Annotated in this window: 25 protein-coding genes; 3 read left to right on the top strand and 22 right to left on the bottom strand. The window is 67.4% G+C overall.

Annotated features, from left to right (window positions below):
• Positions 1-100 precede the first annotated feature (100 nt).
• Complete coding sequence (locus tag BSZ36_RS05970; protein ID WP_094546966.1) at positions 101-580, top strand: hypothetical protein; 480 nt, start codon at positions 101-103, stop codon at positions 578-580.
• A 125-nt stretch (positions 581-705) separates the two neighbouring features.
• Here BSZ36_RS05970 and mscL read toward each other — a convergent pair whose 3' ends face one another.
• From mscL to prfB, 13 genes are all read right to left on the bottom strand, one after another.
• Positions 706-1,152 (bottom strand): large conductance mechanosensitive channel protein MscL, encoded by a 447-nt coding sequence (mscL, locus tag BSZ36_RS05965; protein WP_094546964.1) that lies wholly within the window; start codon positions 1,150-1,152, stop codon positions 706-708.
• A 243-nt stretch (positions 1,153-1,395) separates the two neighbouring features.
• Positions 1,396-3,651, bottom strand: a complete 2,256-nt coding sequence (gene pnp, locus BSZ36_RS05960) for a polyribonucleotide nucleotidyltransferase (protein WP_094546962.1) — start codon at positions 3,649-3,651, stop codon at positions 1,396-1,398.
• 279 nt (positions 3,652-3,930) lie between these two features.
• The gene (gene rpsO / locus BSZ36_RS05955; protein WP_094546960.1) at positions 3,931-4,197 is read right to left on the bottom strand and encodes a 30S ribosomal protein S15; all 267 of its coding nucleotides are present in this window, start codon (positions 4,195-4,197) and stop codon (positions 3,931-3,933) included.
• Between the two features lie 206 nt (positions 4,198-4,403).
• A complete protein-coding gene (locus BSZ36_RS05950) occupies positions 4,404-4,829 on the bottom strand; it encodes a PPC domain-containing protein (protein ID WP_094546958.1) in 426 nt (141 codons plus the stop codon).
• Between the two features lie 65 nt (positions 4,830-4,894).
• A complete protein-coding gene (locus tag BSZ36_RS05945) occupies positions 4,895-5,896 on the bottom strand; it encodes a bifunctional riboflavin kinase/FAD synthetase (RefSeq protein ID WP_094546956.1) in 1,002 nt (333 codons plus the stop codon).
• Positions 5,893-6,645: a tRNA pseudouridine(55) synthase TruB gene (gene truB, locus BSZ36_RS05940; protein ID WP_218827578.1), complete on the bottom strand. Its 753-nt coding sequence runs from the start codon at positions 6,643-6,645 to the stop codon at positions 5,893-5,895. Before truB ends, BSZ36_RS05945 begins: the two co-directional genes overlap by 4 nt.
• A gap of 3 nt (positions 6,646-6,648) precedes the next feature.
• Positions 6,649-7,065, bottom strand: a complete 417-nt coding sequence (rbfA, locus tag BSZ36_RS05935; RefSeq protein ID WP_094546954.1) for a 30S ribosome-binding factor RbfA — start codon at positions 7,063-7,065, stop codon at positions 6,649-6,651.
• 79 nt (positions 7,066-7,144) lie between these two features.
• Positions 7,145-10,003, bottom strand: coding sequence for a translation initiation factor IF-2 (gene infB / locus BSZ36_RS05930; RefSeq protein WP_094546952.1), 2,859 nt, complete (start codon positions 10,001-10,003; stop codon positions 7,145-7,147).
• A 59-nt stretch (positions 10,004-10,062) separates the two neighbouring features.
• Complete coding sequence (gene nusA / locus BSZ36_RS05925; protein WP_094546950.1) at positions 10,063-11,559, bottom strand: transcription termination factor NusA; 1,497 nt, start codon at positions 11,557-11,559, stop codon at positions 10,063-10,065.
• 26 nt (positions 11,560-11,585) lie between these two features.
• Positions 11,586-12,122: a ribosome maturation factor RimP gene (locus BSZ36_RS05920; protein ID WP_179271046.1), complete on the bottom strand. Its 537-nt coding sequence runs from the start codon at positions 12,120-12,122 to the stop codon at positions 11,586-11,588.
• A 1,068-nt stretch (positions 12,123-13,190) separates the two neighbouring features.
• Positions 13,191-14,936 (bottom strand): L-aspartate oxidase, encoded by a 1,746-nt coding sequence (locus tag BSZ36_RS19670; RefSeq protein ID WP_218827577.1) that lies wholly within the window; start codon positions 14,934-14,936, stop codon positions 13,191-13,193.
• A 45-nt stretch (positions 14,937-14,981) separates the two neighbouring features.
• On the bottom strand, positions 14,982-15,389 hold the full coding sequence (locus BSZ36_RS05910; RefSeq protein WP_094546946.1) for a hypothetical protein: 408 nt from the start codon (positions 15,387-15,389) through the stop codon (positions 14,982-14,984).
• A complete protein-coding gene (prfB, locus tag BSZ36_RS05905) occupies positions 15,386-16,489 on the bottom strand; it encodes a peptide chain release factor 2 (RefSeq protein ID WP_094546944.1) in 1,104 nt (367 codons plus the stop codon). The genes BSZ36_RS05910 and prfB overlap by 4 nt, the downstream gene beginning before the upstream one ends.
• On the opposite strand from prfB, the gene BSZ36_RS19295 reads away from it, so the two are divergent.
• Complete coding sequence (locus tag BSZ36_RS19295; RefSeq protein ID WP_179271045.1) at positions 16,488-16,628, top strand: hypothetical protein; 141 nt, start codon at positions 16,488-16,490, stop codon at positions 16,626-16,628. The two genes, prfB and BSZ36_RS19295, sit on opposite strands and share 2 nt — an antisense overlap.
• On the opposite strand, the gene BSZ36_RS05900 is transcribed toward BSZ36_RS19295, so the two are convergent.
• The 4 genes from BSZ36_RS05900 to BSZ36_RS05885 form a co-directional block, all read right to left on the bottom strand.
• Positions 16,625-17,302: an outer membrane beta-barrel protein gene (locus tag BSZ36_RS05900; protein WP_094546942.1), complete on the bottom strand. Its 678-nt coding sequence runs from the start codon at positions 17,300-17,302 to the stop codon at positions 16,625-16,627. The genes BSZ36_RS19295 and BSZ36_RS05900 overlap by 4 nt on opposite strands.
• A 76-nt stretch (positions 17,303-17,378) precedes the next feature.
• A complete protein-coding gene (locus tag BSZ36_RS05895; protein WP_179271044.1) occupies positions 17,379-18,770 on the bottom strand; it encodes a cytochrome c peroxidase in 1,392 nt (463 codons plus the stop codon).
• A 57-nt stretch (positions 18,771-18,827) separates the two neighbouring features.
• Positions 18,828-19,421, bottom strand: a complete 594-nt coding sequence (locus BSZ36_RS05890; RefSeq protein WP_094546940.1) for a hypothetical protein — start codon at positions 19,419-19,421, stop codon at positions 18,828-18,830.
• The gene (locus BSZ36_RS05885; RefSeq protein ID WP_094546938.1) at positions 19,414-20,634 is read right to left on the bottom strand and encodes a pyridoxal phosphate-dependent aminotransferase; all 1,221 of its coding nucleotides are present in this window, start codon (positions 20,632-20,634) and stop codon (positions 19,414-19,416) included. The genes BSZ36_RS05890 and BSZ36_RS05885 overlap by 8 nt, the downstream gene beginning before the upstream one ends.
• 66 nt (positions 20,635-20,700) lie before the next feature.
• On the opposite strand from BSZ36_RS05885, the gene BSZ36_RS05880 reads away from it, so the two are divergent.
• Positions 20,701-21,738 (top strand): lysylphosphatidylglycerol synthase domain-containing protein, encoded by a 1,038-nt coding sequence (locus tag BSZ36_RS05880; protein WP_094546936.1) that lies wholly within the window; start codon positions 20,701-20,703, stop codon positions 21,736-21,738.
• Between the two features lie 125 nt (positions 21,739-21,863).
• On the opposite strand, the gene BSZ36_RS05875 is transcribed toward BSZ36_RS05880, so the two are convergent.
• The 5 genes from BSZ36_RS05875 to BSZ36_RS05855 form a co-directional block, all read right to left on the bottom strand.
• Positions 21,864-22,130, bottom strand: coding sequence for a hypothetical protein (locus tag BSZ36_RS05875; RefSeq protein WP_143536782.1), 267 nt, complete (start codon positions 22,128-22,130; stop codon positions 21,864-21,866).
• 255 nt (positions 22,131-22,385) lie between these two features.
• Positions 22,386-22,865 (bottom strand): hypothetical protein, encoded by a 480-nt coding sequence (locus BSZ36_RS05870; RefSeq protein WP_143536781.1) that lies wholly within the window; start codon positions 22,863-22,865, stop codon positions 22,386-22,388.
• 261 nt (positions 22,866-23,126) lie between these two features.
• Positions 23,127-23,693 (bottom strand): dihydrofolate reductase family protein, encoded by a 567-nt coding sequence (locus BSZ36_RS05865; RefSeq protein WP_094546930.1) that lies wholly within the window; start codon positions 23,691-23,693, stop codon positions 23,127-23,129.
• Between the two features lie 229 nt (positions 23,694-23,922).
• Positions 23,923-24,078 carry a hypothetical protein gene (locus BSZ36_RS19290; RefSeq protein WP_179271043.1) on the bottom strand — a complete coding sequence of 52 codons (156 nt, stop codon included), beginning with the start codon at positions 24,076-24,078 and terminating at the stop codon, positions 23,923-23,925.
• A gap of 320 nt (positions 24,079-24,398) precedes the next feature.
• Positions 24,399-24,620 carry a hypothetical protein gene (locus BSZ36_RS05855; RefSeq protein ID WP_094546926.1) on the bottom strand — a complete coding sequence of 74 codons (222 nt, stop codon included), beginning with the start codon at positions 24,618-24,620 and terminating at the stop codon, positions 24,399-24,401.
• Positions 24,621-24,718: the final 98 nt, after the last annotated feature.

Raw genomic sequence — 24,718 nt, 5'->3', positions numbered from 1 at the left:
GCCGCTTCCCTGCGCACGTCTGGCCTCTGGCGCCAGAGGCGTGGCGCGGGTGCTACGTGTAAGGGTGTAGGTTCGGGCCGGAACACATCTACGAACCCCTATGCGCACGCTCTTTTTCCTCCTCCCCGTTCTAGCTCTTGGCGCATGCTCTGCATCGGCACCGTCCGGCGTCGCGGCGAACGGCTATCCCGTGTTGCACCGCGATAGCGTCGTCGTGTACGAGTCTCGCGATGACATTCCAGACGTTTTCGAGGTGCTCGGCGTGGCTCAAGCGAGTCAGCAGGTGCGCAGCGTCGGCGTCACGCGCGTCGTGTCGGGCGAGGAACTCGCGCAGCTCCGGCGCGAGCCCAACGCTCGGGCACAGCAGAGTAGCTTTCGTCGGCACCGGGTGGAGCAGGCCAAGCGGGACGCGGCAAGGCTCGGCGCCAATGGGATCCTGATCGTCACGGAGGACGACCTGATCGAAGACCCACGCTTCCGTCAGGCGCTGGGCTCCGCTGGATGGGGCCGCGACGACAGGCTGCTGTTCATCTACGTCGGCTCTCCTCCCGCCAGAGGCAACGCCTCAGACCCCGGCTAGCAAGAAACACGGCTGCCTCTGGCGAGACGGCCGCCACTCCAGGGTTGATAGATACAGACGCCCCCGGACGCCGAAGCATCCGGGGGCACAGGACTCTAGAGCAGGGACGCCAGAGGCCTCTGGCGCTAGACCGCTCGGGCCTTCAACGCATCGCGGATCTCGGTCAGCAGCTGCTGATCGGCCGTGAGCTCTGGGGCGGCTGCGGGCTCCTCCGTGGCCTCTTCGGCAGCGGCTTCCTTGGCCCGGTTGATCCACTTCACGAACATGAACACCGCAAAGGCGACGATCAGGAACGAGATCACGGTGTTGATAAACGAGCCCCAGGCCATCACGACTGCCCCGGCCTCTTGCGCGGCGGCGAGCGTCGCGTACGGTGCAGGCGTGGTGCCCTCCTTGAGCACGGTAAAGATGTCGGCGAAGTCGATGCCGCCCATGAGCAGCCCGATCGGCGGCATGAGGATGCCCTCGACGAGCGCGGTGACGATGGTGCCGAACGCGGCCCCGATGATGATGCCGACGGCCATGTCGACGACGTTGCCCTTGACGGCGAACTCTTTGAACTCCTTGAACATGATGTCCTGGGTGGGTGATGGGAGAAACCGCCGGGGCTGAGCGGAGCCCGCAACATACTCTCTTGCAAAACAGGCCTCTGGCGCCAGAGCGCCATCCCCTCGCCTAGCTCACACGCGTGCCCCGCGCTCGCCGCTGCTCAGCCCCGAACGCAACGCGCCCCCGGACGCCGAAGCATCCGGGGGCGCACGAGTAACCCGGTGGTCTCTGGCGCGAGCGCCAGAGGCCGGGACGTTCGCCAGAGGCTAGTCGCGGCGACGGCCACGGCCGCCGTCACGTCCACCGCGGCCGCGTCCGCCACCGTCGCGGGAGCTACGCTCCTCACGGCGCTTGGCCATCGCTGCCTTCTCCTCCTCGGTGGGCTCGGGGAGGAACGGCTTGCGGCTCACGCGGAGCTTGCCGCCGTCGCGGACCTCGATGAGCTGGACCTCGAACTTGTCGCCGATCTGGCACTCGTCGGCCGGATCGTTGACGTAGCCGTGGGCCATCTCGCTCACGTGGAGCATCGCCTCCTTGCCCGGCATGATCTCCATGATCGCGCCGAAGGGCAGAAGGTTCTTGACCGTGCCCATGTAGGTCTCACCGACCTCGGGCTGGCTCACGATGCCACGAATGATGTCGACTGCGGCGTGCGCAGCGTCCATGTTCGGGGCGGCGACGGTCACGAAGCCCTTGCCGTCGCGCTCGTCGATGTTGATCTGAGCGCCGGTGTCGGCCTGGATGCCCTTGATGATCTTGCCACCTGGCCCGATGATGGCGCCGATGAAGTCCTGGTCGATGACGACCTGGATGAGACGTGGCGCGGTCGGAGAGATCTCCTCGCGGGCCTCGCCGATGGTCTTCGCCATCTCACCGAGGATGTGCTGGCGGCCGGCCTTCGCCTGCTCCAGCGCCTCCTTCATCGTGTCCATGCTGAGGCCATCAATCTTGATGTCCATCTGGCAGGCCGTGATGCCGTCCTCCGTGCCACAGAGCTTGAAGTCCATGTCGCCGAGGTGATCCTCCGTTCCGAGGATGTCGCTCAGGATGGCGATCTTGTCGCCGTCCGCGATGAGGCCCATCGCGATGCCCGCGACGGGCTTCTTCAGCGGGACGCCAGCGGCCATGAGGGCCATGGAGCCACCACAGACGGTCGCCATGGAGGACGAGCCGTTGCTCTCCAGCACGTCGGAGATGATGCGGACGGTGTAGGGGAATTCCTCCTCACCGGGCATCATCTTGGCCAGCGCGCGCTCGGCGAGCATGCCGTGGCCGATCTCGCGACGGCCGGGGCCGCGCAGGAAGCGCGCCTCGCCAACGGAGAAGGGCGGGAAGTTGTAGTGCAGGTAGAACCGCTTGTCCTCTTGGTCGAAGAGTTGGTCCACGGCTTGCACGTCCCGGCCGGTGCCGAGCGTCGCCATGACGAGCGCCTGCGTCTCGCCGCGGGTGAAGACGGCGGAGCCGTGCACGCGCGGGAGGTAGTCGATCTCGGTCCAGATCTCGCGGATGTCCGTCGTGGAGCGTCCGTCGAGACGGAGGCCCTCGTCGAGGATCATCTCGCGCATGACGCGGGACTCGGCCTCCTTGAATGCCTCCTTCACGTCGCCCTTGGAGTAGCCGCCGTCGATCTCGTCCTTGGCGTCGTCGCCCTCGCCGAAGAGGTCGGTGAGAAGCGCCTTCTTGATGTCGGAGATGCCGCCGTAGAAGGTCTCCTTGGAGTACTCCTTGCGCAGGTGCGCGTCCACGTCGGACTTGATCTTGCCGTAGACCATCTCGACCAAGTCCGCGTCAGGCGCGACAGTCTCGTAGGTCTTCGGCGTGATCTCGCCACGCTCCTTGACGTAGGTCTCGACGAGCTCGTTGATGCCCGCGACGATAGCCTTGATGCCCTCGTGCGCGAACTCCAGCGCGGCGACCATATCGTCCTCGCTGATCTCGTCCATCTCGCCCTCCACCATCACGATGGCGTCGGCCTTGCCGGCCACGATGAGGTCGATGTCGGACTCAGCGCGCTCGCTGACCGTCGGGAAGAGGATCATCTCGCCGTTCACGCGGCCGACGCGGACGTGCGCGGTCGGTCCGTCGAACGGGGAGCCGGAGAGCGCGAGCGCGGCGGACGAGCCGACGCCTGCGATGACGTCGCCGTCGATCTCCTCGTCTGCGGAGAGGACGAAGTTCAGAACCTGGACCTCGTTGCGGAAGCCGTCCGGGAAGAGCGGGCGGATGGTCCGGTCGATAAGGCGGCTCGTGAGCGTCTCCTTATCGGTCGGGCGGCCTTCGCGCTTGAAGAAGCCACCGGGGAATGCGCCCTTAGCGGAGAAGCGCTCGCGGTAGTCGACGGTCAGCGGGAAGAAGTGCTGGCCCTCGCGAGCCTCGTTCAGCGTGACGGCGGTCGACAGGATGACCGTGTCGCCGAGGCGGATGACGACGGAGCCGTCGGCCTGCTTGGCGAGCTTGCCGGTCTCGATCGACAGCGTTTTGCCGCCAACCTCGATGTTCTGCGTGATTGCAGTCTTATGCATGGTGTGGGGTGTTGAGAGAGCGCGTGGCCTCTCGGGGAGCCAGCCGTTGAGACGCTTCTGGCGTCTCGTCCGGGATTCCTTCGATGGGGGGCGCGGCGGGCCTCTGGCGCCAGAGGCCGGGCCCGCAGAAGCGGGCGGTGCGGCGCACCCTATCGAACGAATCGCCGAGTGGCGGGCGCGGCCCGATGGGGTCTCGCGCGGGAACCGCGCCGGGCTGCGAATCAGCCTCTGGCGCGAATGAAAAACGCCGACTCCCGCTGTGGGAGCCGGCGCAGAGGCCTACTTGCGGAGGCCGAGCTTGGCGATGATATCGCGGTAGCGCTGGATGTCCTTTCCTGCGACGTAGTTCAGGAGTCGGCGGCGCTTGCCGACCATCTTCAGCAGGCCGAGACGCGACGTGTGATCCTTCGTGTGGACCTTGAGGTGCTCGGTGAGGTCGGCGATGCGGGCGGTGAAGATCGCGATCTGGACTTCTGCCTTGCCGGTGTTGCTCTCGGAGCCGCCGTGCGTCTCGACGATTTCCTGCTTCTGCTCTGTGCTGATCATGTAGCGTGGTGTTGATCCTCGTCCGACGCTGCGGTGCGGACGAAGACCCGCCGGAGGCCGGACGATCCGGGCGGCGTGGTCTGTTCAGTAGGTGCGTCCATACGGGCGCAAGAAGCCACAATCTACAGAGATCGGCGCCGTTTTCGCCTCTGTCGTCTCTTCACGGAGGCGCCTCTGGCGCCAGAGGCCTGGGAACGCGGCCGGCGCTATTCCGCCGCGAAAACGGCGATGCCGTACGCGCAATCGTCCGTCTCGCAGCCATACAGCTCCACGCTGAGCGTGTACGTGCCGGAAACGGGCGCCGTGAAGCGGACCTTCTCGTCGGTGCCCTCCCCCTCGCCCGCCGCGAGAGGCTCGACTTCGGGGTCTTCCACGTACACGTCGGGGTCCAACTCGCCCACGATATCTGTCACCACGACCACCAGGTACTCGACGCCAGCTTGCAACCCCACTTCGTGCATGCTGGTGAAGCCTTCGTAGCTGCCGACTTCCATGCCATGCACGAGGCTCATTCCCTCCTCCATCGCCTCGAACTCAGCGACAGCCATGAGCCCGTCTAGGAAATCAGCTGCGTCCTGGGCGCGAGCGCCAGAGGCCAGGAAGAGAGCGGCGGTGAGGACGAAGAAGCGCATGGCGGGATCGGTAGGATGGATCCCAGGCTACTCCCCGCACCGCCTCTCGCGATGGGCCCCAGGGTCTATTTAGAGCCCGCCTCTGGCGAGCCCACCAGCATCCACTGCGCGCGCTGCCGGTCCTCTTTGAGCTGACGCACGAGCGCCTGCGGCCCGTCAAACGGCTTCTCGCCTCGGATCCGGGCGACGACGTCCACACTCAGGCGACGGCCGTACAGGTCTGCGTCGGTTTCGAACAGGTGCACCTCTGCTTTGACCGCTCCGTCCACTTCGAAGGTGGGCCGCTTGCCGATGTTCATCATACCGTGCCGGACGGTTGGCGCCTGGACACGCGCACTCACGTTGTCGCCAGAGGCCTCTGGCGCCAGTGCGCTGCCGGCCACGCTCGCGCGAACGGCGTAGACCCCGATGGCGGGGAGCATTTTGCGGTCGTGCTCCAGCTGCACGTTCGCGGTCGGGAAGCCGATGGTGCGGCCCCTCCCCTCGCCGTGCACGACGGTTCCAGAAAACCGATATGGGCGCCCGAGAAGGTGCGCCGCGCGCTCCACGTCGCCCGTGGCGAGCCGCTGGCGGATCTCCGTGGAGGAGACGGTCACGCCGGTCTCGATCTGCTCCGGGATCACGTCGACCGAGAAGTGGTGCTCGGCGCCGAGGGCGTCCAGCAGGTCGCGATCGCCTCTGGCGCGGCGGCCGAAGCGGTGGTCGTACCCGACGACGATCTCTTTCATGCCGATCTGCCCCAGCAGCACGTCGGCGATGTAGTCCTCGGGCTCTAGGTTCGAGAGGTCGCGCGTAAACGGGAGGACGACAAAGCGCTCGATTCCGAGGGCGCGCGCGAGCGCGGCCCGCTCGTCCATCGTGGTCAGGAGCGGGACGTGGACGCCCGCGATGACCTCCCGCGGATGTGGGTCGAACGTCACAAGCGTGGGCACGCCGCCCATCTTGGCCGCGCGGTCTACCAGGTAGCGGATGATCGCGCGGTGGCCCAGATGGACGCCGTCGAACGTGCCCGTCGTCAGGACCGAGCGGTCGTCGCGCGAGATCTCAGGGCCGACCTCGATCCTCATGCGTCGCGCTCGAACGCCGCCAGAGGCAGCGCTTCGCTCACCTGAAACGGTCCGATGGATTCGCGCCGCAACGCCGTCAGGTGACCGCCGACGCCCAGCGCCGCGCCCACATCGTTGGCGAGGCTGCGCACGTAGAACCCCTTGGAGCTTTCGACACGGAAGTCTACGTCGACGATGCCGAGGCCGTCTTCAGCGCCAGAGGCCCGGACATCGGTCCACGCCAGGTCGTACACGCTCACGTGGCGTGGCGGCACGTCCACGGTTTCGCCGCGTCGAGCCTTTTTGTAGAGCCGCTCCCCGTCTTTCTTGATGGCCGAGTAGATCGGAGGCACCTGCGTGAGATCGCCGACGAACTGCTCGCGGACAGCTTCCAGCGCCTCTGGCGTGACGCCAGAGGCGTCTACCGACTCCTCAACAGGCGTTTCGGCGTCGAAGCTGGCGGTCGTCTGCCCGAGTCGGATCGTACCGGTGTACACCTTGGGTAGGCCCATAAAACGGTCCTGCTGCCGCGTCGCGTCGCGCCCGACGAGGACGATGAGCAGGCCTGTGGCCATCGGGTCCAGCGTTCCGGCGTGGCCCACCTTTTTGACGCGCAACCCCCACCGGACTTTTTTGACGACGCCGAACGAGGTGATCCCGCCCGGCTTGTCCACGAGCACGGCGCCAGAGGCGGGGCTCTCCGGGTTCCCGAACGGGCGTGGCAGCGCGTTCTCGGTCCCGTAAATCGCCAGAGGGTCTTTCTCCGTCACGCCCTAGTAGTCGCCGCGCGCGGGGGCGTCGGTCTCTTCCTCCGTCTCGCCAGAGGCGTCGCGGCCTTCGCGCTCCTCGCGGATCTTGGCGAACAGGTCGTCCATGTGGGCGCGCTTCTGCGGGCCTTCGTCTAGGAAGAACCGGAGCTCGGGGATACGACGGACCTGGTGGCGGATGCGCGCAGCGAGGGCCTTGCGGATCGCGACCGTCTCGGCGTCGAGCCGATTAAACGCCGCCTTCCGGGCCTCTGGCGTGTCGCCGAGGACGCTCACGTTGACGTACGCGATGCCGAGGTCAGCCGTCACACGGGCGTTCGTCACCGTGATGAGGGACTGACTGGCTTCGTGGAAGTCGTGCTGTAACAGCTCGGCGACTTCCCGCTGGATCATGCGCGCGACGCGCTCGGTGCGGATGGACATGGCAAGGGAGATAAGAGAGGCGAGGACTGGGGACTGGGAGCCGGAATGCCAGCCCCCAGTCCCCCAGACTCAGTCCCTTTTAGACTTCGAGGGTGCGCTTCTCCTCCGTGACGACAAAGGACTCGACCGTATCGCCGACCTTGATGTCGTTGAAGTTGCGGATCGAGAGACCGCACTCGAAGCCTCTGGCGACCTCGGAGACGTCGTCCTTGAAGCGGCGAAGGCTGTCGAGAACGCCCGTGTAGACCACGACGCCGTCGCGCAAGAGGCGGACTTTGTCGTTGCGCGAGATCTTGCCCTCGACGACGTAGCAACCGGCGATCGTTCCGGCCTTGGGCACGCGGAAGGTCTCGCGGACCTCGACGGTCGACGTGATGGTCTCCTTGCTCTCGGGCGAGAGCAGGCCTTCCAGCGCGGCGCGCACTTCCTCAATCGCGTCGTAGATGACGGAGTAGGTACGGATGTCGATCTCCTCGTTCTCGGCGATCGTGCGGACCCCGGTTCCAGGACGGACTTGGAAGCCGATGATGATCGCGTTGGACGCGGCGGCGAGCATGACGTCGCTCTCCGAGATCGCGCCCACACCAGCGTGGACGATGTCGACTGCGACTTCGTCGTTGGACAGCTTGAGCAGCGCGTCGGAGAGGGCCTCCGCTGAACCACCCACGTCGGCCTTGACGACAAGGTTGAGCATGTTGATCTCGCCCATCGCCATGCGGCGGGAGAGGTCGGCCAGCGTCACGTGGCGACGCTGGTGCATCGTCTGCTCGCGCTGGAGCTGAACGCGCTTGGACGCGATCTCGCGAGCCTCGCGCTCGTCGTCGAGGACGACCAGGCGGTCACCGACCTCTGGCGCGTCGTTGAAGCCGAGCACCTGGACGGGCGTCGAGGGGCCGGCTTCCTGAACGCGCTGGTCGCGTTCGTCGAACATGGCGCGGACACGGCCAGAGGTCATGCCGCCGACGAAGACGTCGCCCACCTTGAGCGTTCCGTTCTGGACGAGGATGGTCGCAACAACGCCGCGGCCCTTGTCCAGCTGGGCCTCGATCACCGTACCGACCGCGTTGCGGTCCGGGTTGGCCTGAAGCTCCATGAGGTCGCTCTCAATCAGCACCTTCTCCAACAGGGAGTCGACGTTGGTGCCCTTGAGCGCGGAAACCAGCTCACACTGAATCTTGCCGCCGTACTGCTCCACCTGCACGCCCTGTTCGGCGAGCTCGGACATGATCTTGTCCGGGTTGGCCTGCTCGCGGTCGATCTTGTTGATCGCCACGATGATCGGCACCTCCGCCGCCTGGGCGTGGTTGATGGCCTCAATCGTCTGGGGCATCACGCGGTCGTCCGCAGCGACGACGAGGATCACCAGGTCCGTCACCTGCGCGCCTCGGGCACGCATCGCGGTAAAGGCCTCGTGACCCGGGGTGTCGAGGAACGTCATCTCGCGGCCGTTCTCCAGCGTCACCTCGTAGGCACCGATGTGCTGCGTGATGCCGCCGGCCTCGCCGGCAACGACGTTCTCCGTGCGGATGTAGTCCAGCAGAGAGGTCTTACCGTGGTCGACGTGGCCCATGATGGTCACCACCGCCGAGCGCGGCTTGAGGTCCTCCGGCTCATCCTCTTCGATGATGTCGAGAACCTCCTCGTCCTCGTTCATGAACTCGACCTCGAAGTCGAACTCATCGGCGAGGAGCGTGATCTGGTCAGCGTCGAGACGCTGGTTGATGGAGAACATCATCCCCATCGCGAAGCCCTTCGAGATGACCTCGGCCACGTTGACGTTCATCGCCTCGGCGAGGTCGCCGGTGTTGATGAACTCCATGACGCGGAGGATCTGGGACTGCTCCTCGCGGAGTTGCTCCAGCATCTCGCGCTGTGCGGCGCGCTCGTCACGGCGAGCACGGCGGCGCTTCTGGCGCACGCGCTTGCTCCCGCCCCGGCCGGTCGTGGCCGCGACGGTCTTGGCGACGTTTTTCTCGACCTCCGCCTTGTCCACGCTGGGGCGGCCCTTGCGGCCCTTTTTGCGCGAACGCTTGCTGTCGTCCGTGCCGCCAGAGGCGGGCGCAGCGGGTGCGTCGTCGGCCTTTGAGGACTTCCGCTTGCGCTTACGGCCGCTGTCCAATCCGGACAGGTCGATCTTGCCCAGCACCTTCGTGCCGGTCAGCGCGTAGCGGTCGGCGCGAACCACGCCGCCGGAATCGGAAGCCGGGGTCGGCTCGTCCACGGAGAGGTTTTCGGTCTCCTCCGGCGTAGCAGCAGCCTCTGGAGCGGCGGCCTCTGGCGCAACGGCGTCTGCCGGCGCGTCTTCAGCAGCCGTGGCCTCAGGCGCGGCAGCTTCTACTTCCTCGGCCTGGGGTGCCTCGGGGGCAACCGCGTCGGCCTCTGGCGTCTCTGCGACGGCCTCGGGCTCTGGCGTAGCGGCCTCAGGCTCCGGCGTAGGCTCAGGGGCGGCCTCTACAACAGGCTCGGGCGTGGGCTCCGGCGCAGGCGCCTCGCCGACGGGCTCGGTTTCGATGACCGGCTCGGCGGGGGCCACAGGCTCCTCGGCAGGCGCCGTCTCGATGACGGGCTCCGCCGGGGCCACGGGCTCTGGCTCTGGTTCGGGGATCGGCTCGGGCTCAGGCTCCGGCTCGGGGTCCCGGGTGGAGACGCGCTGAGGCTCGTCTTCCGCAGCTTCCTGGGCAGCAGCGATCTGCTCGCGGCGGTCACGAACGCGCGCTTTCGCATCCACGTCGTCGGAGTACGCCTCAATAAGGGCGTCGTACATCGCGGGCTCCAACTTCGCGTTGGGGTCGCCCGCCTGGAGCTTGGCGTCTAGCTCGAACCCCTTCTCACGAAGGTGTTCGACGACGGTCTCCGCGGCGACGTTCATCTCGCGGAGCGCCTTAAACAGGCGGACGCTCTTGGGCTTATTCGACCTCGCTCGGCGCGTGGTTGGCATGCAGGTGTGGGCGTGTTCGTGGCCGCGGACGGCCTAAGTCAATCGTACAGGGTACGGCGCTAGGCCGTGGGTTCGGGGTCCCCCCCGTCGGTCTCAGCAGGAGCTTCTTCCGAGGCCTCGGCCTCTGGCGTGGGCTCCGAGGTTTCGGCCTCGGCGCCAGAGGCGGGCTCGGCACCGGACTCTTCTGGTGCGCTGTCGGTCTCCTCCGTGGCGTCGGCCTCTGGCGAGGCGCCAGCGGCGGCCGCTTCGCCAGAGGCGAGGTCAGCGTCGTCGGCGAGGGCCTGGGCGGCGGCGGCTTGCGCCTCCTCGTCCTGGAACTCGGCCTCCATGAGGATGTGGATCTTCTTGGCGGTCTCCTCGGTGAGCTCGGTCCGGCGTGCGAGCTCGGAGGGCTGAAGCTCCAGCACGGCCTTGGCCGTGTCGCAGCCGATGTCCTTGAGCTTCTGGATGATCGCCGGCGGGATGGCGTCGCGGAATTCGTCGATGTCGACGTCTTCCTCGTCCTCCTTGATGTTGCGGTACACGTCCAGCTCGTAGCCGGTCAGCATCGACGCAAGGCGGATGTTCTGTCCACCGCGGCCGATGGCCATCGAGACCTCGTCGGCCGGGACGGTCACGCGGGCGCGCGGAGGCGTCAGGTCGTTGTTGAGCTCGACGAGAATCGGGTTGGCGGGCTGGAGAGAGCGCTTGATGAGCTCGATCGGGTCGTCGGTCCACGGGACCACGTCGATGTTCTCACCGCCCAACTCCCGCACGACGGCGTGGATCCGGGAGCCCTTCACACCAACGCAGGCGCCGACGGGGTCGACGCGCTCGTCGTGGGAGATGACGCCCATCTTGGCGCGCTCTCCGGGGAGGCGGACGACTTTCTTGATCTCAATGATGCCGTCGTAGATCTCGGGCACTTCGAGTTCGAAGAGACGCTCGACGAAGACGGGATCGGTCCGGCTGATCTTGACCTGAGGGCTGGCGCCCGCATCACGGTCCACGGCGTTGACGACCGCGCGGAGCATGTCGCCCTTGCGGTAGCGGTCCTTCTGGATCTGGCCCTCGCGCTTGAGCACGAGTTCGGTCTTGTTGTGCAGGACGAGGACCTCGCTGCGGCGCGTCTGGTAGATCTCGCCGACGACGATCTCACCGACCAGTTCGCTGTACTCGCGGAAGATGTTGTCCTTCTCGATATCGCGGATCTTCTGGCGGAACGTCTGGAGCGCGGTCTGCACGGCGCGGCGGCCGAAGTCCTCGATCTGGATGTTCTCGGCCACCTCGTCCTCGACCTCGTAGTCGTCCTCGATCTTGAGCGCGTCCGAGATCTCGATCTGCGAGACGGGGTCCTCGAGATCGTAATCCTCGACGACCTCGCGGACGTGGAGGATCTGGATGTCGCCGTTGTCCGGGTTGAGGATGACCTGGAAGGCTTCCGGGTCATCAGCGCCGAAGCGCTTCTTGATCATCGCGCGGAACACGTCCTCCATGATGACCTGGAGGGTGTCGCGGTCGATGTCTTTCTCACGCGCGATCTCGGCGAACGAGGAGACGAGGACGGTGCTCTGCATAGTCGGGGGTTCGGGGCCTCTGGCGGCTACCAGGGGAGTTGGATTCGGGCGTCGGCGATGTCGGCGTGCGCGACCTGGACGGGGTCGCCAGAGGCGACTCTCTGCTTCTTGCTCTTCGTGCCGGTCGTCTCCATCGGCTGGATGGTGACGGAAGCGGGCGTCGCGTCCATGAGCTCGCCTTCTACGGTCTCGCCAGAGGCCAGCCGGAGCGCGACCTCGCGGCCGACGTGGCGGCGGAACTGCCGGGCGTCGGTCAGCGGGCGGTCCAGGCCGGGCGAGGAGACATCGAGCCGGTACTTGTCGGTGATGATCTCCTCGGTCTCGATGAGGAAGCCGAGGCGGCGGGAGACGTCGGCCAGGAGGTCGAGGTCCACGCCGGTTCCGGGCTCGGCCTCGCGGTCGGCGAAGACCTCGACGACCTGGGAGCCTTTCCAGCCGCGGACCGACAGGTCCACGAGGAACAGGTCGGTCTCCGCGAGCACCTCTTCGGCGAGAACGCGGATGCGGGCCTCTGGCGTGGCGCCAGCGGCTTCGTCGGGAGTAAGAGGCGCTTGGTCGGTCAACGCGGGAGGGAGAGACGGAAAACGCCCGTTCTGTCGGAACGGGCGCGGCAAGGGGCGACGCGGAGGGGTGGGACCTGCGCGGCGTCCAGAGACGACGGGTGCTCCGGGGAGCGTGTCTAAGCTACGGACGGCCCCGTACGCTCTGCAATCACATCAACGTCACGAAACAGGCGGGAACCCCGCGCCAGAGGCACGTCGCGAGTGGCGGCATGTGACTTGTCCAGCCTCTACGCCTGCCCTACTCTCCGGACTCGCCCCCTCTGATACATGCGTTCGCTCTTACTCCTATCAGCCGTGTTCGCGACGGGTTGCGCGACTCCCCGCGCTTCTGTCATGGCTCCCACAGATCATGCTGCGCCCGACGCGGGCGCACCGGAGCCTCTGGCGGCAGAAGCCGTGGACTCGGTGCGCACGGCCTTGCCCGCTGACTTGCGTTGGCATGCGCTACTCGGCCGAGATTCCGTACGATCAGCGCTGGGTGAGAGCCTGCGCTCGCCACTGTTGCGCGTGCCAGAGGCGCGCCCATTTCGGATAATCCCAGACTCAGAACGTCTACCACGCGGGACGCCCCCCTCCCGCTGCGACGCGGCGATCCCGATCCCCAACCTCCTACCCCCGACCTATGAGGGCCTTCCGCGAATGCCGGAGGTGATCCCGGAGCGAAGCGGCGCTACGCCGATACCCAACCTCTGCGATCTGGAGTAGCCTCTGGCGCTAACGCACGACGGTTAAGGGCGCGCTGACGACCTCGCCGACCACCTCCGCGCGCACGACGTAGACGCCAAAGGCCTACCCCGACGTGTCCACCTCCAGCGCATGCGTCCCTGGGCCTCGGGCGCCAGAGGCCAGCGTTGTGACCGCGCGGCTTCTGGCGTCGAAGACCGAGACACGTACCTCTGCCTGGGGCGACGCGAGCGTGAGGCGAACCGTTGTGGCCCCAGAGGCGGGGTAGGGCGTGACCCGCAGCGCGCCAGAGGCGTCGGGCGGCGCCAGAGACCATCAGGAGGAACAGGAGAACGGCGCCGCGCATGGTCCAGGATACAGCCTCTGGCGCCAGAGGCTCGCGCGTCACGCCGCCGGCGACACGTCCACGATCGTGTCGTGCACCATCGCCGGGTCCCGCTCTGGGAAGTCCAGCATGTAGTGCAGCCCGCGGGACTCCTGCCTCCGGCGCGCGCAGCCGACGACCATGTGCGCGATGGCGGCGAGGTTGCGCAGCTCACAGAGTTCGCTCGTGAGCTTGGTGCGCTGGTAGAACTCCTCCGTCTCGCGGTGAATGAGGTCGATGCGGCGCGCGGCGCGCTCCAGGCGCAGCGACGAGCGCACGATGCCGACAAGCTCCTGCATCACGGTTCGGAGCTCGCGGCGGTTGGCGCTCACCAGGATCCACTCACGCGGATTCTCGACCCCGGTCTCGTCCCAATCTGGAATGCGGTCCTCGTGCCCGACGCCCCCAGCGTACTCCACCGCTGGCCCTAGCGCGCGGTGCGCGTAGACGAGCGCTTCGAGTAGGGAGTTGGACGCCAGGCGGTTGGCGCCGTGGAGCCCGGAGCAGGTCACCTCGCCACACGCGAACAGGCCGTCGATGCTTGTCCGGCCCTCCATGTCCACGACCACGCCGCCGCAGGTGTAGTGCGCCGCGGGCACGACCGGAATCGGGCCCGTGGTCATATCCAGGCCGTTGGCGAGCAGCGTTTCCTGGATGTTGGGGAAATGCTTCAACACCTCCTCGGCAGGTTTGTGCGAGATGTCCAGCCACACGTGGGGCTCGCCACGGCGCTTCATCTGGTCGTCGATGGCGCGGGCCACGATGTCGCGCGGGGCCAGTTCGGCGCGCTCGTCGTAGTCCGGCATAAAGCGCTCGCCGGCGAGGTTGCGCAGGATGCCGCCGTCGCCGCGCACGGCCTCGGTGATGAGGAACGCGCGCCCCCCGAAGTCGGCGCCCGGCATGTAGAGGCTCGTCGGGTGGAACTGCACGAACTCCATGTTGGCGACCGTCGCGCGGGCGCGGTAGGCCATCGCGATGCCGTCGCCGGTGGCCACGGTGGGGTTCGTGGTGTGGAGGTACACCTGCCCCGCGCCGCCAGCGGCCAGGAGCGTCACGCGCGCCAGGAACGTCTCGATCTGGCCTGTGGCCTCGTCCAGGACGTATGCACCGAAGCAGTGCAGGCCCTCTTTCGTTCCGGGTTCCGGGTTCCGAGTTCCGGGTTGTTCGCTTCCCTCACTGTGTCCGCCTCTGGCGTCGGAGGCGTCCCCGGGCTGGTCTTTCTCGCCGCCAGAGGCGTGTTCCTTCCCGGTCCCCGGCCCCTCGTCCCCCGTTCCCCCCAGGTGGTGCTCCGTGAGCAGGTTGACCGCGAAGTGGTGCTCCAGAAGCTCGATGTTGTCGTTCTGTCGTACAGCTTCCAGCAGCGCACGCTCCACCTCGCGGCCCGTCATGTCCGCCGCGTGCACGATGCGGTCTGCCGAGTGGCCGCCCTCACGGCCGAGGTGGAGGTCGCCTCTGGCGTCGCGGTCGAACTCGGCGCCCCACTCCATGAGTTCGCGGATGCGGTCCGGGCCTTCGGTGACCACCATGCGGACCACGTCCTCGTCGCACAGGCCGGCGCCGGCAACGAGGGTGTCCTGGACGTGCGCCTCTACGTCATCTGTAGGGTCCATGACGGCTGCGATGCCGCCCTGGGCGTAGTTCGTGTTGCTCTCCGCCGAGGCCTTTTTGGTGACCACCGCGACGGTCCCGTGCTGGGCCGCGCGCAGCGCGAAGGACAGCCCGGCGACGCCGGATCCGATAACGAGGAAATCGACGCGAGTGCGCATGGGCCGGGCCTCTGGCGCCAGAGGCGGAAAGGGAGAATCGGAGAGCTATTCGACGCAGCGGCCGCCGACCAGCCGGGGCACCGGGGGCGAGTAGGCCATGCACGTGGAGACCCGCTCGAACTGCGCGTTGGCGCGGATGTCGAGCGCGACGAGGCGTTCGGCGAGCCGCTCCACATCGTCCGCGTCCGAGGACTCGGCGGAGTAGATCGCGAACGACGTGGGGCCGCCGCAGGCCTGCTCGCTTGTCGCGACGACGCGGCACGCGCCCACGTTGGAGGCCTCCGTTTGGATCGCCGCGTCCAGCATCGAGGCCGCCTGGGCGCGCCTCTGGCGGTAGTCCTCTTCGGACGCGAACGGGGCGCCGTCATCGGGCCCGCCAGAGGCCTCTGGCGAGGCGCAGGCTCCAACGGTGATAAGGGCGGCGAGGGTTAAAAGTCGGCGCAGGACGCTCATGTCGTGGGTCCAGATTCCTGGAGGAGGTACGCTTTGATAAAGGCGTCGAGGTCGCCGTCGATCACGCTCTGCACGTCGGGGTTTTTGACCTCGGTCCGGTGGTCGTTCACCATCGTGTAGGGCTGGAAGACGTAGGAGCGGATCTGGCTGCCCCACTCGATCTTTTTCTTGCCGGCCTCCTCGGCGTTTTTCGCCGCCTCGCGGATGGCCTGCTCCAGCGCGTAGATCCGGCTCTTAAGCATCTGCATGGACCGCTCGCGGTTCTGCATTTGCGAGCGCTGCTCCGTCGATTCCGCGACGACGCGCGCCTCTTCGCCGTTGCTCAGCGTGCCGGTCCAGATCAGCCGCGCGCCGGTCTCCACCTTGTTCACGTTCTGGCCGCCCTTGCCGCCCGAGCGGAAGGTCTGGAGTTCGAGGTCGTCCGGCTTGATGTCCACCTCGATCTCGTCGTCGATCTCTGGGTAGACGAACACGCTCGCAAACGAGGTCTGCCGCTTGTCGCCCGAGCCAAACGGGCTCATCCGAACGAGCCGGTGTACGCCGCTCTCGGCGTGGAGATAGCCGTACGCGTATGGCCCCTCGATGCGCAGGCTGGCGCTCTTGATACCCGCCTCTTCCGCCTCCTGGTACTCCAAGAGCGTCGGCGTGTAGCCCTGGCGCTCGGCGTAGCGGGTGTACATCCGGAGCAGCATCTCCGCCCAGTCCTGCGCGTCCGTCCCGCCGGCGCCGCTGTTGATGGTGAGAATTGCCGTGCGGTGGTCGTCCTCGCCGGAGAGCATGCCGCGGAGTTCGAGCGTCTCGATGCCTTTTTCCAGCCTCTGGCGCTCGGCGTCGATCTCGCCGGAGAGGTCCGAGTCCGGGTCCTCGTCCTGCATCTCCTGGAGCGTGAGCAGGTCATCGCGCCGCTCCACGAGCGCGTCGTAGGCGTCGATCCAGCTTTTCTCGGCCGAGATGGCCTGCTCGGTTGTGCGGGCGCGGTCGTTGTCGTCCCAGAAGCCGGGCTCCAGGCGGCGCGCTTTGAGCGTGTCGAGGGTCTCGCGCCGTCCCGCGATGTCGAGGTAGCGCTCCAGGTCGCTGACGCGTTCGATGAGGTCGTCCATGCGCGCAAGCTACCGCCTCTGGCGGCCCGGGATCGCGCGGCGCGATGGAGACGGCCTGCACCCATCCGGCTTGCCGCGCCCCGGAATACAGCCTCTGGCGCCAGAGGCCGCGCCACACAGGGTCGGCGCCAGAGGCTAGAAGTAGACGGACAGGCTGAGGTCGGTCGTGCCGACGCCGTAGCTCCAGCTTTTCGAGGTGCCCGAGCCTCCGCCCGCCACGTCTGGACCCGAGACCGTCGTGGTCCGAGAGGTCTCGGAATAGTCCACCCCGAGGGTGTACGCGCCACCCAGCGTGATGCCCCGGGCGAGTTTGACTTCGGCCCCCAGCAGGAGCGCGCCGCCGACGGAGACGGTCTCGGCGTCCAGCGTTCGCGTGACGGGTGGGCAGCTGACCGTCGGGTCGCACGAGGGCTCAAAGGTGTTGCTGGCGTCCGTGCGGACAAAGCGCGCGCGGGCGCCGAGGCCGATAAAGGGCGACACGACGCGGGAGCGGCCGACGTGCCGCTCGGTCCACAGCGAGACCGACGATCCAAACGTGTCCGATTCGTCGAAGCTCTCGACGTTGTCGGACTGGTTCTCCTGGTCGCGGTCCGCGAACGTCAGGCCAACCGACGCGCCGACAACGCTCCGATCCGTCAGCCGGTAGCGGAGACCGATCCCACCGTCCAACGGGCGGAGCGCGAGATCGTCCAGGCCGACGAGTCCGACGGTGAGGGCGAGGTCGCCTTCTCGCGCCAGCGTCTGGCCCCGGCGTTGGGCCTCGGCATCGGCGGTGAACAGGACGAGGGCGAGAAGGACGAGCAGGACGCGCATGAGAGTCGGGAGAGCGAGGAAGGAAGAAACAGACGCCCAGACCTCGCGGCAGGTCACAAGGCACGCGCCTCTGGCGCTACCTCGCGACCGCGAACCGCACGCTGCGCGACTCGCCTCCGGTGCGGAGCCGCGCGACGTACGCGCCCGGCGCCAGAGGCGCGGCATTCAGCCGCACCGTGTGCTCGCCCGCTGCGCGGTTGCCGTTCGCCAGCATTGCCACCCGTCGGCCTCTGGCGTCGAACACTTCCAGCGCGACTGGGCCGGGAGCACCGAGCGCGAACCGGAACGCCGTGGCGCCAGAGGCTGGGTTGGGACTCGGGGCGTCCAGGCGCAGTCGCGAAGCCTCTGGCGCGGCCGTGGCGGTGCTCGGGCGGAAGGGGTCTTGCCAGCGCTCGTCCGTCGTGAAGTCCACATCGGTCAGCGTGTGGAGAAACGCGACCAGGTCCGCTTTCTCCTGGTCGGAGAGGCCGAGCCGGCGGGGCGGGTTGGCGTTGCCCGTGGGACTGAAGGCCCGTAGCCGGGCGTCCAGTTGCGGGTGATCCTGCACGCCGGAGTCGTAGTGCTCCACCACCTCTTCGAGCGTCGCAAACCGGCCGTCGTGCATGTAGGGTGCCGTTAGACCGACGTTGCGGAGGCTCGGCGCCTTGAACCGCCCCCCTCCTGCCCCGGGGTCCGTCGTGACGGCGTCCAGCCCGTTGTTGCGGGGAATGTCCCCCACGAACAGGTCGCCCAGGTGGCACGTGTTGCAGCGGCCCGCGCGCGTGAACACCCCGAGCCCACGGTTCTCCGCCGCCGTGAATCCCGCCAGAGGCGGATCCGGCCGGCCGGGCGTCGCGGCTCGGGCGCGGTCGTAGCGTGAGTCGGCGGCCACCATCGAGCGCACGAACTGCGCGAGCGCCCGCGCGATGCGGTCGCCAGAGGCCTCTGGCGACCCGAAGGCGGCGGTAAAGAGATCGGCGTAGAACGGCTCGGCGTCCAGCCGAGCGGTGAGAACGTCCAGGCTCAGGCCCATCTCGACTGGGTCCTCGATGGGCACCAACACCTGCTCTTCAAGCGTCGCGGAGCGCTCGTCCCAGAACATCGCTCCGGAGCCGTAATAGCGCGCGAATGCGAGCCCCATCGAGTGGCGCGGCGTCTCGCTCCCGTGCAACCCGACCGACTTCGGGCGCGGATCGCTAAACCCGTTCTCGGCGCGGTGGCACGTGCCGCACGAGACCGTCAGGTTGTCCGAAAGCCGCGTGTCGTAGAACAGCACGCGCCCCAGCGTCGCGCCCGCGTTCGTGATCGGGTTGTCCTCTGGCGTGTTGTCCAGCGCGCGGACCGGCGTGATCGTGAGGTGCGCGGGGAGCGGGATGTCCGCGTACTCCAGCGGCGTCTCCGGCAGGTCGGGCTCCTGCACCACGCGCGACGAGAACGCCGCGAGGAGCACGGCGCCAGAGGTGAGCAGGGTGAGCGCGGCGCGGATCATGCGCGATGGTATCGGCAGGTGCCCTTTCCAGGCAAGCCTCTGGCGCGAGTCCGCGCGCTACTCAAACGGAACGACCAGGCCGAGCGAGACCGCGCCCGCCAGCGACTCGCTCACCACCGCGTAGGCCACAGAGGGCTCTAGGACAATGTGGCCCCCCGCTGTCTCGAGCGTCAGGCCGGCCGCGCCCGAGAAGGTCGCCTCTGGCGCCAGGCCTCCCTTGGTCGGCGTGGATAGCGTCATGGCGGCCTGGGGCACGAAGGAGACGCCAGAGGCGATCGGGCGCGGGAAGCCAGCGCCGCCCGTCACCGAAAGCAGGTACTCCCCATCGCGTTGCGGCAGCGTTTGCACCGCGCCCGAGACGCTCGCCCGCGTCGGACCCGACGGGCTCAGCCAGACCGAGGCGCTCGCGAACAACGACGTGAACCGATCATCCGGAAGCCGCACCACGCCGGCCTGCACGTCCAGCCAGCGCGTGGCGGAGACCACCGCGCTCGCGCCTGGCGCCGCCTCGCCCTGCGCGAACGCGGCCGAAGCGGAAACCGCGAACGAGCGGTCAACGGCGTCGCCGAGGTACACCCGCTGGCCTCTGGCGCCAGAGGCCAGGAGCAGGAGCGCGAGAACCGCGAGCGACCGGAGGGCAGGGCTAGGCATCGCCCCGGACCTTCCGCGCGAACCGGGCGATCCGCTTGGTGGCCTCCTGTACGTTCTCCATGCTCGTGGCGTAGGAGCAGCGGAGGTAGCCCTCGCCGCTCGGGCCAAAGGCGCCGCCGGGCACGCACGCCACTTTCTCCTCCATCAGCAGTTGCTGCGCGAACTCCTCGGACGTGAGGCCGGTGCTCGTGATGTCCGGGAAGCAGTAGAACGCCCCCTCGGGCTCGAACGTGGGCAGGCCCGCCTCGCGCAACCCGTCCACGATGTAGCGGCGGCGCGCGTCGTAGCTCTGGCGCATGTTCTCCACGTCCTCTTGCGCATGCTGGATGGCGGCCAGCGCCCCCACCTGCCCCATCGTGGGCGCGCTCATGACGACGTACTGGTGCGCCTTGTACATCTCCTCCATGATGGGCCGCGGCGCGCAGGCGTAGCCGATGCGCCAGCCGGTCATGGCGTAGTTCTTCGAGAAGCCGCCCAGCAAGATCGTGCGCTCCCACATCCCCTCCAGCGCCGGCACGCTCACGTGGCCGCGCTCGAACGCCTCGCCGTAGATCAGGCGGCTGTAGATCTCGTCCGAGATCACGAACAGGTCGTGCTTGACGACGAGCTTGGCGATCTCCTCCATCGTCTCCTGGCGGAGCACGGCGCCCGTCGGGTTGTTGGGGTAGCCCAGGAAGAGAACCTTGGTCTTGTCCGTGATCCGCGCTTCGATGTCGGCGGCGGTGACCTGGAAATCGTTTTCGGCGCGCGTGGGCACGTAGACCACCTCGCCGCCGGCGAAGAACGCGCTCGGGCCGTAGCTCACGAAGCACGGCTCGGGGATCAGCACCTCGTCGCCGGGGTCCACGAGCGCCAGCATCGCAATCAGCATGGCCTCGCTCGCGCCGATCGTGACGACGATCTCGTTGGACTGGTATTCCAGGCCGTGCAAGTCTTTGAGCTCTCCCGCGATGGCGTCGCGCAGCTCGGCGAGGCCGAGGTTGGCGGTGTAGCCCGTACGCCCGGCGTCCAGGCTGGCCTTGGCCGCCTCGATCACGGGTTGCGGCGACACGAAGTCCGGCTCGCCGATGCCGAGCGAGATCACGTCGTCCATCGTGGCGGCGATCTCGAAAAAGCGCCGAATGCCCGAGGGCGGAACGGTGCGAATGCGGCTAGAGAGGCGCCCGACGAGGCGTGTGGCTTCCTCGTGGCGGTCGGTGGCGGTCTCGGACATATCTAGGGGTGAGGGGAGCGCGAAGTTAGCCCTGCCTCTGGCGCCAGAGGCCGCCCTCCCCTCCCCATGCCCCCGGTCCGCTCGCTTCTCCGCGCCGCCGCGATCCTGATCCCGATCGGCGTCGCGGCCAACGTCGCCATTTCCCTGGCGACGACCGACCGCGCGCTCTTGGCGTCGCTGGCCGACGTGCCTCTAGCGACGCTCGGGCTCGTGCTGGGGCTCAGCGCCGTCCCGTGGCTGACGCAGAGCGCGCGCATGACCGTGTGGTCGTGGTTCGTGGGACGGCCCTTGCGCTTCTGGACGGCGTTTCGCTTGTACGCCGGCGGCGTGCTGGGCTCGGCGGTGACGCCGACGGCCGTGGGCGGCGGCAGCATCCGGTGGGCGCTCGCGACGCGCCACGGCGTGCCCGGCGGCACGGCGGCCACGCTTCTCACCGTGGAGGGCATCCAAGACATCCTCTTCATCGCCCTCGCGATCCCTGCGGCCCTCGCGTTCTCGTCGGCCGGCGAGGACGAGGCCATCCGCGGCGCGCTCGGCCGCTTCGCGTGGGGCGTGGACGCCCCGGCGGTGATCATCGTGGGCTCGGGTGTGGCCCTGGGGCTGCTGTCCTGGGCGCTGTTCCGCGCCGCCGCCAGAGGCCGGCTCGGTGGCTTCTGGCGCGGTCGCGCGTTGCGCCTCGGCGCGCGGCTGCGGCGGCCCGTCGTGCGCGGCGCGCGCGACGTGCGGCGGACGTTCGCGCTCGTAGCCGCCCGCGGCAAAGGCCCGTTCGCGCTCACGTTCCTGCTGACGGCCATCCAGTGGACCGCCCGGTATTCGGTCGCGACGGTCGTCATCGCGGCGCTGGGCGGACCGTTCCAGCCGTTGCTGTTCTGGCTCCTGGGCTGGATGACCTACGCCGTGAGCAGCGCCGCACCGACGCCCGGGGCCGCTGGCGCCGCCGAAGCCACGTTTGCGCTGTTGCACGCGCCGTTTGTGGGCGCGGGCATCCTGGGTCTCACGGCGGCGGTCTGGCGGCTCGTGCTGTTCTACCTCCCGGCCGCCGTGGCGGCGTTCGTGTACCCGCTGTTCGTGGTGCGGGACGCGATCCAGCCGAGCGAGGACTGAGCCTCTGGCGCCAGCGGCGCGCGTGTGCACGTGAGATGGACCAGCGCGCCAGAGGCCTCTGGCGTAGCGCTATGGAGCTAGGCCGAGTGCGGACTCCGTCCGCGGGAGGCCTGCAGCAGTGGGTTCTACCGCATCTGGACGCCAGTCATCCCCCCATCATTGAAGAGCATATCCACGACGATTACAACACCCCACAGCAACATGATTGCGGCCCAGACGGCAGACGCCCGAGCGAACCAGTAAAGCCCCGGTTCGTCGAGCCGGTCGTAAACGCGGTCAGGGAAGCGCCCTTCGCATTTGCGCACTTTGTCAATCGCGTAGACGCTCCACGGAACGCCCACCATGACAATGAGCGCGACGATCTCGCTTCGGCCAGCCAGCGTACCGATCACTACTGCCGCGAATACACCCCAGATGGTGCTGATGAGGCCGAAGCACGGAGGAGCAGACCGTGCCTGCCTTTGGGCGTTTGGCTCCATTTGTTGGGATGCGGTAGAACAGGTGACCGCTCAGCCGCCCAAAGCTGAGGGCTGGCGGGTGGATCGGAGCGCAGGATACGCCGAGGTCCGTTGGAACCGAGAACGCTGACGCTTGGGGTCGGCCTGCAGCGGTGAGTTATGCGTCGCTCCTACATGTGGAGCACCCCTTCACTCTGGCTCCTGTGCCCACCGTACCGTAGGGAAGACCCACGCATCCAGGGGCTGGTAGAGGATGCCGTGTCCGGTCCCTACGTCGACCACGAACTCGTCGTGCCGCCCGATCTCGCGGGAGAACGTGAACAAGTCCTCGCACGAGCCCACGAGGTCCGGCGTGTCGGCTGCGTCCCGGAGTGCAAGCACATCGCCATGAAGGTCGGTCCCCTGCTCGATCATGTACGCCACGGTCTCGGCGTCGCACATCGAGAGGAGGACGTAGCGCACGCTCGGGACCGAGACCCGATGCGACACGAGCGCCGCGATGTACGCCCCCTTCGAGGCTCCGACGACCGTGACGTGCTCCGGGGGCACACCCGCGCCGAGAAGGGAGTCGACCTGTGCGGCGATCCGTTGGGCGTAGAACCCGGAAGGGGCGTCTTTGGGCCGGACTTCGCTGACGACGACGAATCCGAAGCGAGCGAGGCGGTCCAAGATCGCCCCGTATTGATACTCGCCGTGCTCGGGGCTGATGGCGGGTAGCCCTTCTTCCTCGATGACCTTGGCGTGCAGGTAGAACAGATAGCGCGCGCTGGGGTCGACCTGACCAAGGCTGGCCCTGACAGCGCCCCCGCCTTGTCCGGCCTGCTCCACCCTGGCAGGTCCGCCACACCCGGCTAAGAGGCTCAGACCCAGACCTAGGAGGAGGGAGCGGATCATAGATCGGGATTCGTAAGCCGGCATAGCAGTGCGCGATTATACCGCCCCCTGAGAAGCGGGCCGGTACACCAGCCCGGTCGCACCGGACTTGAACGGCCGCGTCTCAACGAGGTCCAGCGTCGCGGCCTCAGTTCCGAACAAACGCTTCCCGCCCCCGAGCACAACGGGGTACACTATCAGCCGGTACTCGTCCACGAGGTCGTGAGCGATCAGTGTCCGGGCCAACTCGGCGCTCCCCCACACGAGGAGGTCCCCGCCCGGCTCCTGCTTCAACGTGCGTACGGCCTCTGCGACATCGCCTTCGAGCAGCGTCGCGTTCCAGCCGACCCGGTCGAGGTCGTCCTGGGTCAATGTCGTCGAGGCGACGTGCTTGTGGAGCGAGTTGATGCGTGGGGCACCGGGGTCCTCGGACGTGGGCCAGACAGCTGAGAACATCTCGTACGTCACGCGCCCGAGGAGGAGGGAGTCGGCGGTGGAGTCCTCCTCTCCTTTGAACGTGGCGATCTCATCGTTCCAGTAGGGCGCGGTCCAGGACGGGTTTTCCATCACGCCGTCGAGCGAGACGAATTCCGAGACGACGACGCGGCGAGGTGCAGTTTCCATGACCAGAGAGGAGGGGTGGGTAGAGATCCCAAGATCGCACTCCGCTCTGTCAGCCGCTGGTCACAGAGCCGACCGCTACGGTTCGAGGGCGGCATAACAGATGGCCGCTCAACCGCGAAGGGCTGAGGGCACGAGAGCGGATCGAAGCGAAAGTAGCGCCGGTGCTTGGACGAGCCGAGAACGCTGGAGCCCATCGTCGGCTTGCAGCGGCGGGTTAGACCGCACGGAGTTACAAGAAGGAGTAAACAGCGAGCGAGAGCGCGATCAGAAACATGAAGCTCACAATTGAGACACTTAGCCAGTAGCTGGAAGGGTTCTTGTCCCGCTCGACGAGTTGGAAGCCTCCGGCAATCGCGGTCGGCCAAGCGAGCCGCGTGTCTAGCATCTTCCAGATTGCGAAGCCAAGCGCAAAGCTGGCGATCAGAGGTAGTGCGGCTGGATGGAAGCTCGATAGAACGGAGCCGACCAGGACGGTTCCAAAGCCGAGGCCCAAGCAGCCGCGCCCCCACTTTTGAGTCTGCGCGTCCATTGAACGGATTGAGGGTTGTTCTGCTTAGTAGTGCGGCCTAACAGAGGGCCGCTCAACCGCCCTAGGTTGAGGGCGCGGCGGTGAATCGAAGCTACGGAAGCGCTGGTGCCCCACTGGGACTGAGAGCGCCAGCGCCTAGGGTCGGCTTGCAGCGGCGGGTTAGCCGTACTCCCAGCCTACGGAGCGCCCGTAGAGTTCTTGCCGATGGTGAGCGCCAGCGCGACGAGGCCGGAAGCGAAGAGGACTGCGCCGCCCACGAAAGGGAAGCCTGCGCCGACGAGGTCTTCCATATTTGCCGACCACAAAAACGGGAAGCAGAAGAGCATTCCGAAGAGTCCCGCCGCGAGCGCGAGGCTGGCGACAATGCGGACGGTTCGGCGGAGAGTGGATTCGCTCACGGTTCGAGCAAGAGTACGGCTAACTAGTACTTCAGCGGCACTGAGTGCCGGATGAAGTCCGGAATCGGGACAAAAGGCGGAAGCTGGGCGGCATGAAG

It is taken from the genome of Rubricoccus marinus (assembly GCF_002257665.1).
In the GTDB taxonomy this organism is placed as follows: domain Bacteria; phylum Bacteroidota; class Rhodothermia; order Rhodothermales; family Rubricoccaceae; genus Rubricoccus; species Rubricoccus marinus.
The sequence above is the reverse complement of the archived record's forward strand: the minus strand, read 5'-3'. Positions and strand labels throughout refer to the sequence as shown.

Excerpts from the sequence above, each read along its gene's own strand:
- BSZ36_RS05970 (WP_094546966.1), top strand. The coding sequence starts at position 101 with ATGCGCACGCTCTTTTTCCTCCTCCCCGTTCTAGCTCTTGGCGCATGC.
- mscL (WP_094546964.1), bottom strand. The coding sequence starts at position 1,152 with ATGTTCAAGGAGTTCAAAGAGTTCGCCGTCAAGGGCAACGTCGTCGAC.
- pnp (WP_094546962.1), bottom strand. The coding sequence starts at position 3,651 with ATGCATAAGACTGCAATCACGCAGAACATCGAGGTTGGCGGCAAAACG.
- rpsO (WP_094546960.1), bottom strand. The coding sequence starts at position 4,197 with ATGATCAGCACAGAGCAGAAGCAGGAAATCGTCGAGACGCACGGCGGC.
- BSZ36_RS05950 (WP_094546958.1), bottom strand. The coding sequence starts at position 4,829 with ATGCGCTTCTTCGTCCTCACCGCCGCTCTCTTCCTGGCCTCTGGCGCT.
- BSZ36_RS05945 (WP_094546956.1), bottom strand. The coding sequence starts at position 5,896 with ATGAGGATCGAGGTCGGCCCTGAGATCTCGCGCGACGACCGCTCGGTC.
- rbfA (WP_094546954.1), bottom strand. The coding sequence starts at position 7,065 with ATGTCCATCCGCACCGAGCGCGTCGCGCGCATGATCCAGCGGGAAGTC.
- infB (WP_094546952.1), bottom strand. The coding sequence starts at position 10,003 with ATGCCAACCACGCGCCGAGCGAGGTCGAATAAGCCCAAGAGCGTCCGC.
- nusA (WP_094546950.1), bottom strand. The coding sequence starts at position 11,559 with ATGCAGAGCACCGTCCTCGTCTCCTCGTTCGCCGAGATCGCGCGTGAG.
- BSZ36_RS19670 (WP_218827577.1), bottom strand. The coding sequence starts at position 14,936 with ATGCGCACTCGCGTCGATTTCCTCGTTATCGGATCCGGCGTCGCCGGG.
- BSZ36_RS05910 (WP_094546946.1), bottom strand. The coding sequence starts at position 15,389 with ATGAGCGTCCTGCGCCGACTTTTAACCCTCGCCGCCCTTATCACCGTT.
- BSZ36_RS19295 (WP_179271045.1), top strand. The coding sequence starts at position 16,488 with ATGCGCGCAAGCTACCGCCTCTGGCGGCCCGGGATCGCGCGGCGCGAT.
- prfB (WP_094546944.1), bottom strand. The coding sequence starts at position 16,489 with ATGGACGACCTCATCGAACGCGTCAGCGACCTGGAGCGCTACCTCGAC.
- BSZ36_RS05900 (WP_094546942.1), bottom strand. The coding sequence starts at position 17,302 with ATGCGCGTCCTGCTCGTCCTTCTCGCCCTCGTCCTGTTCACCGCCGAT.
- BSZ36_RS05895 (WP_179271044.1), bottom strand. The coding sequence starts at position 18,770 with ATGATCCGCGCCGCGCTCACCCTGCTCACCTCTGGCGCCGTGCTCCTC.
- BSZ36_RS05890 (WP_094546940.1), bottom strand. The coding sequence starts at position 19,421 with ATGCCTAGCCCTGCCCTCCGGTCGCTCGCGGTTCTCGCGCTCCTGCTC.
- BSZ36_RS05885 (WP_094546938.1), bottom strand. The coding sequence starts at position 20,634 with ATGTCCGAGACCGCCACCGACCGCCACGAGGAAGCCACACGCCTCGTC.
- BSZ36_RS05880 (WP_094546936.1), top strand. The coding sequence starts at position 20,701 with ATGCCCCCGGTCCGCTCGCTTCTCCGCGCCGCCGCGATCCTGATCCCG.
- BSZ36_RS05865 (WP_094546930.1), bottom strand. The coding sequence starts at position 23,693 with ATGGAAACTGCACCTCGCCGCGTCGTCGTCTCGGAATTCGTCTCGCTC.
- BSZ36_RS19290 (WP_179271043.1), bottom strand. The coding sequence starts at position 24,078 with ATGCTAGACACGCGGCTCGCTTGGCCGACCGCGATTGCCGGAGGCTTC.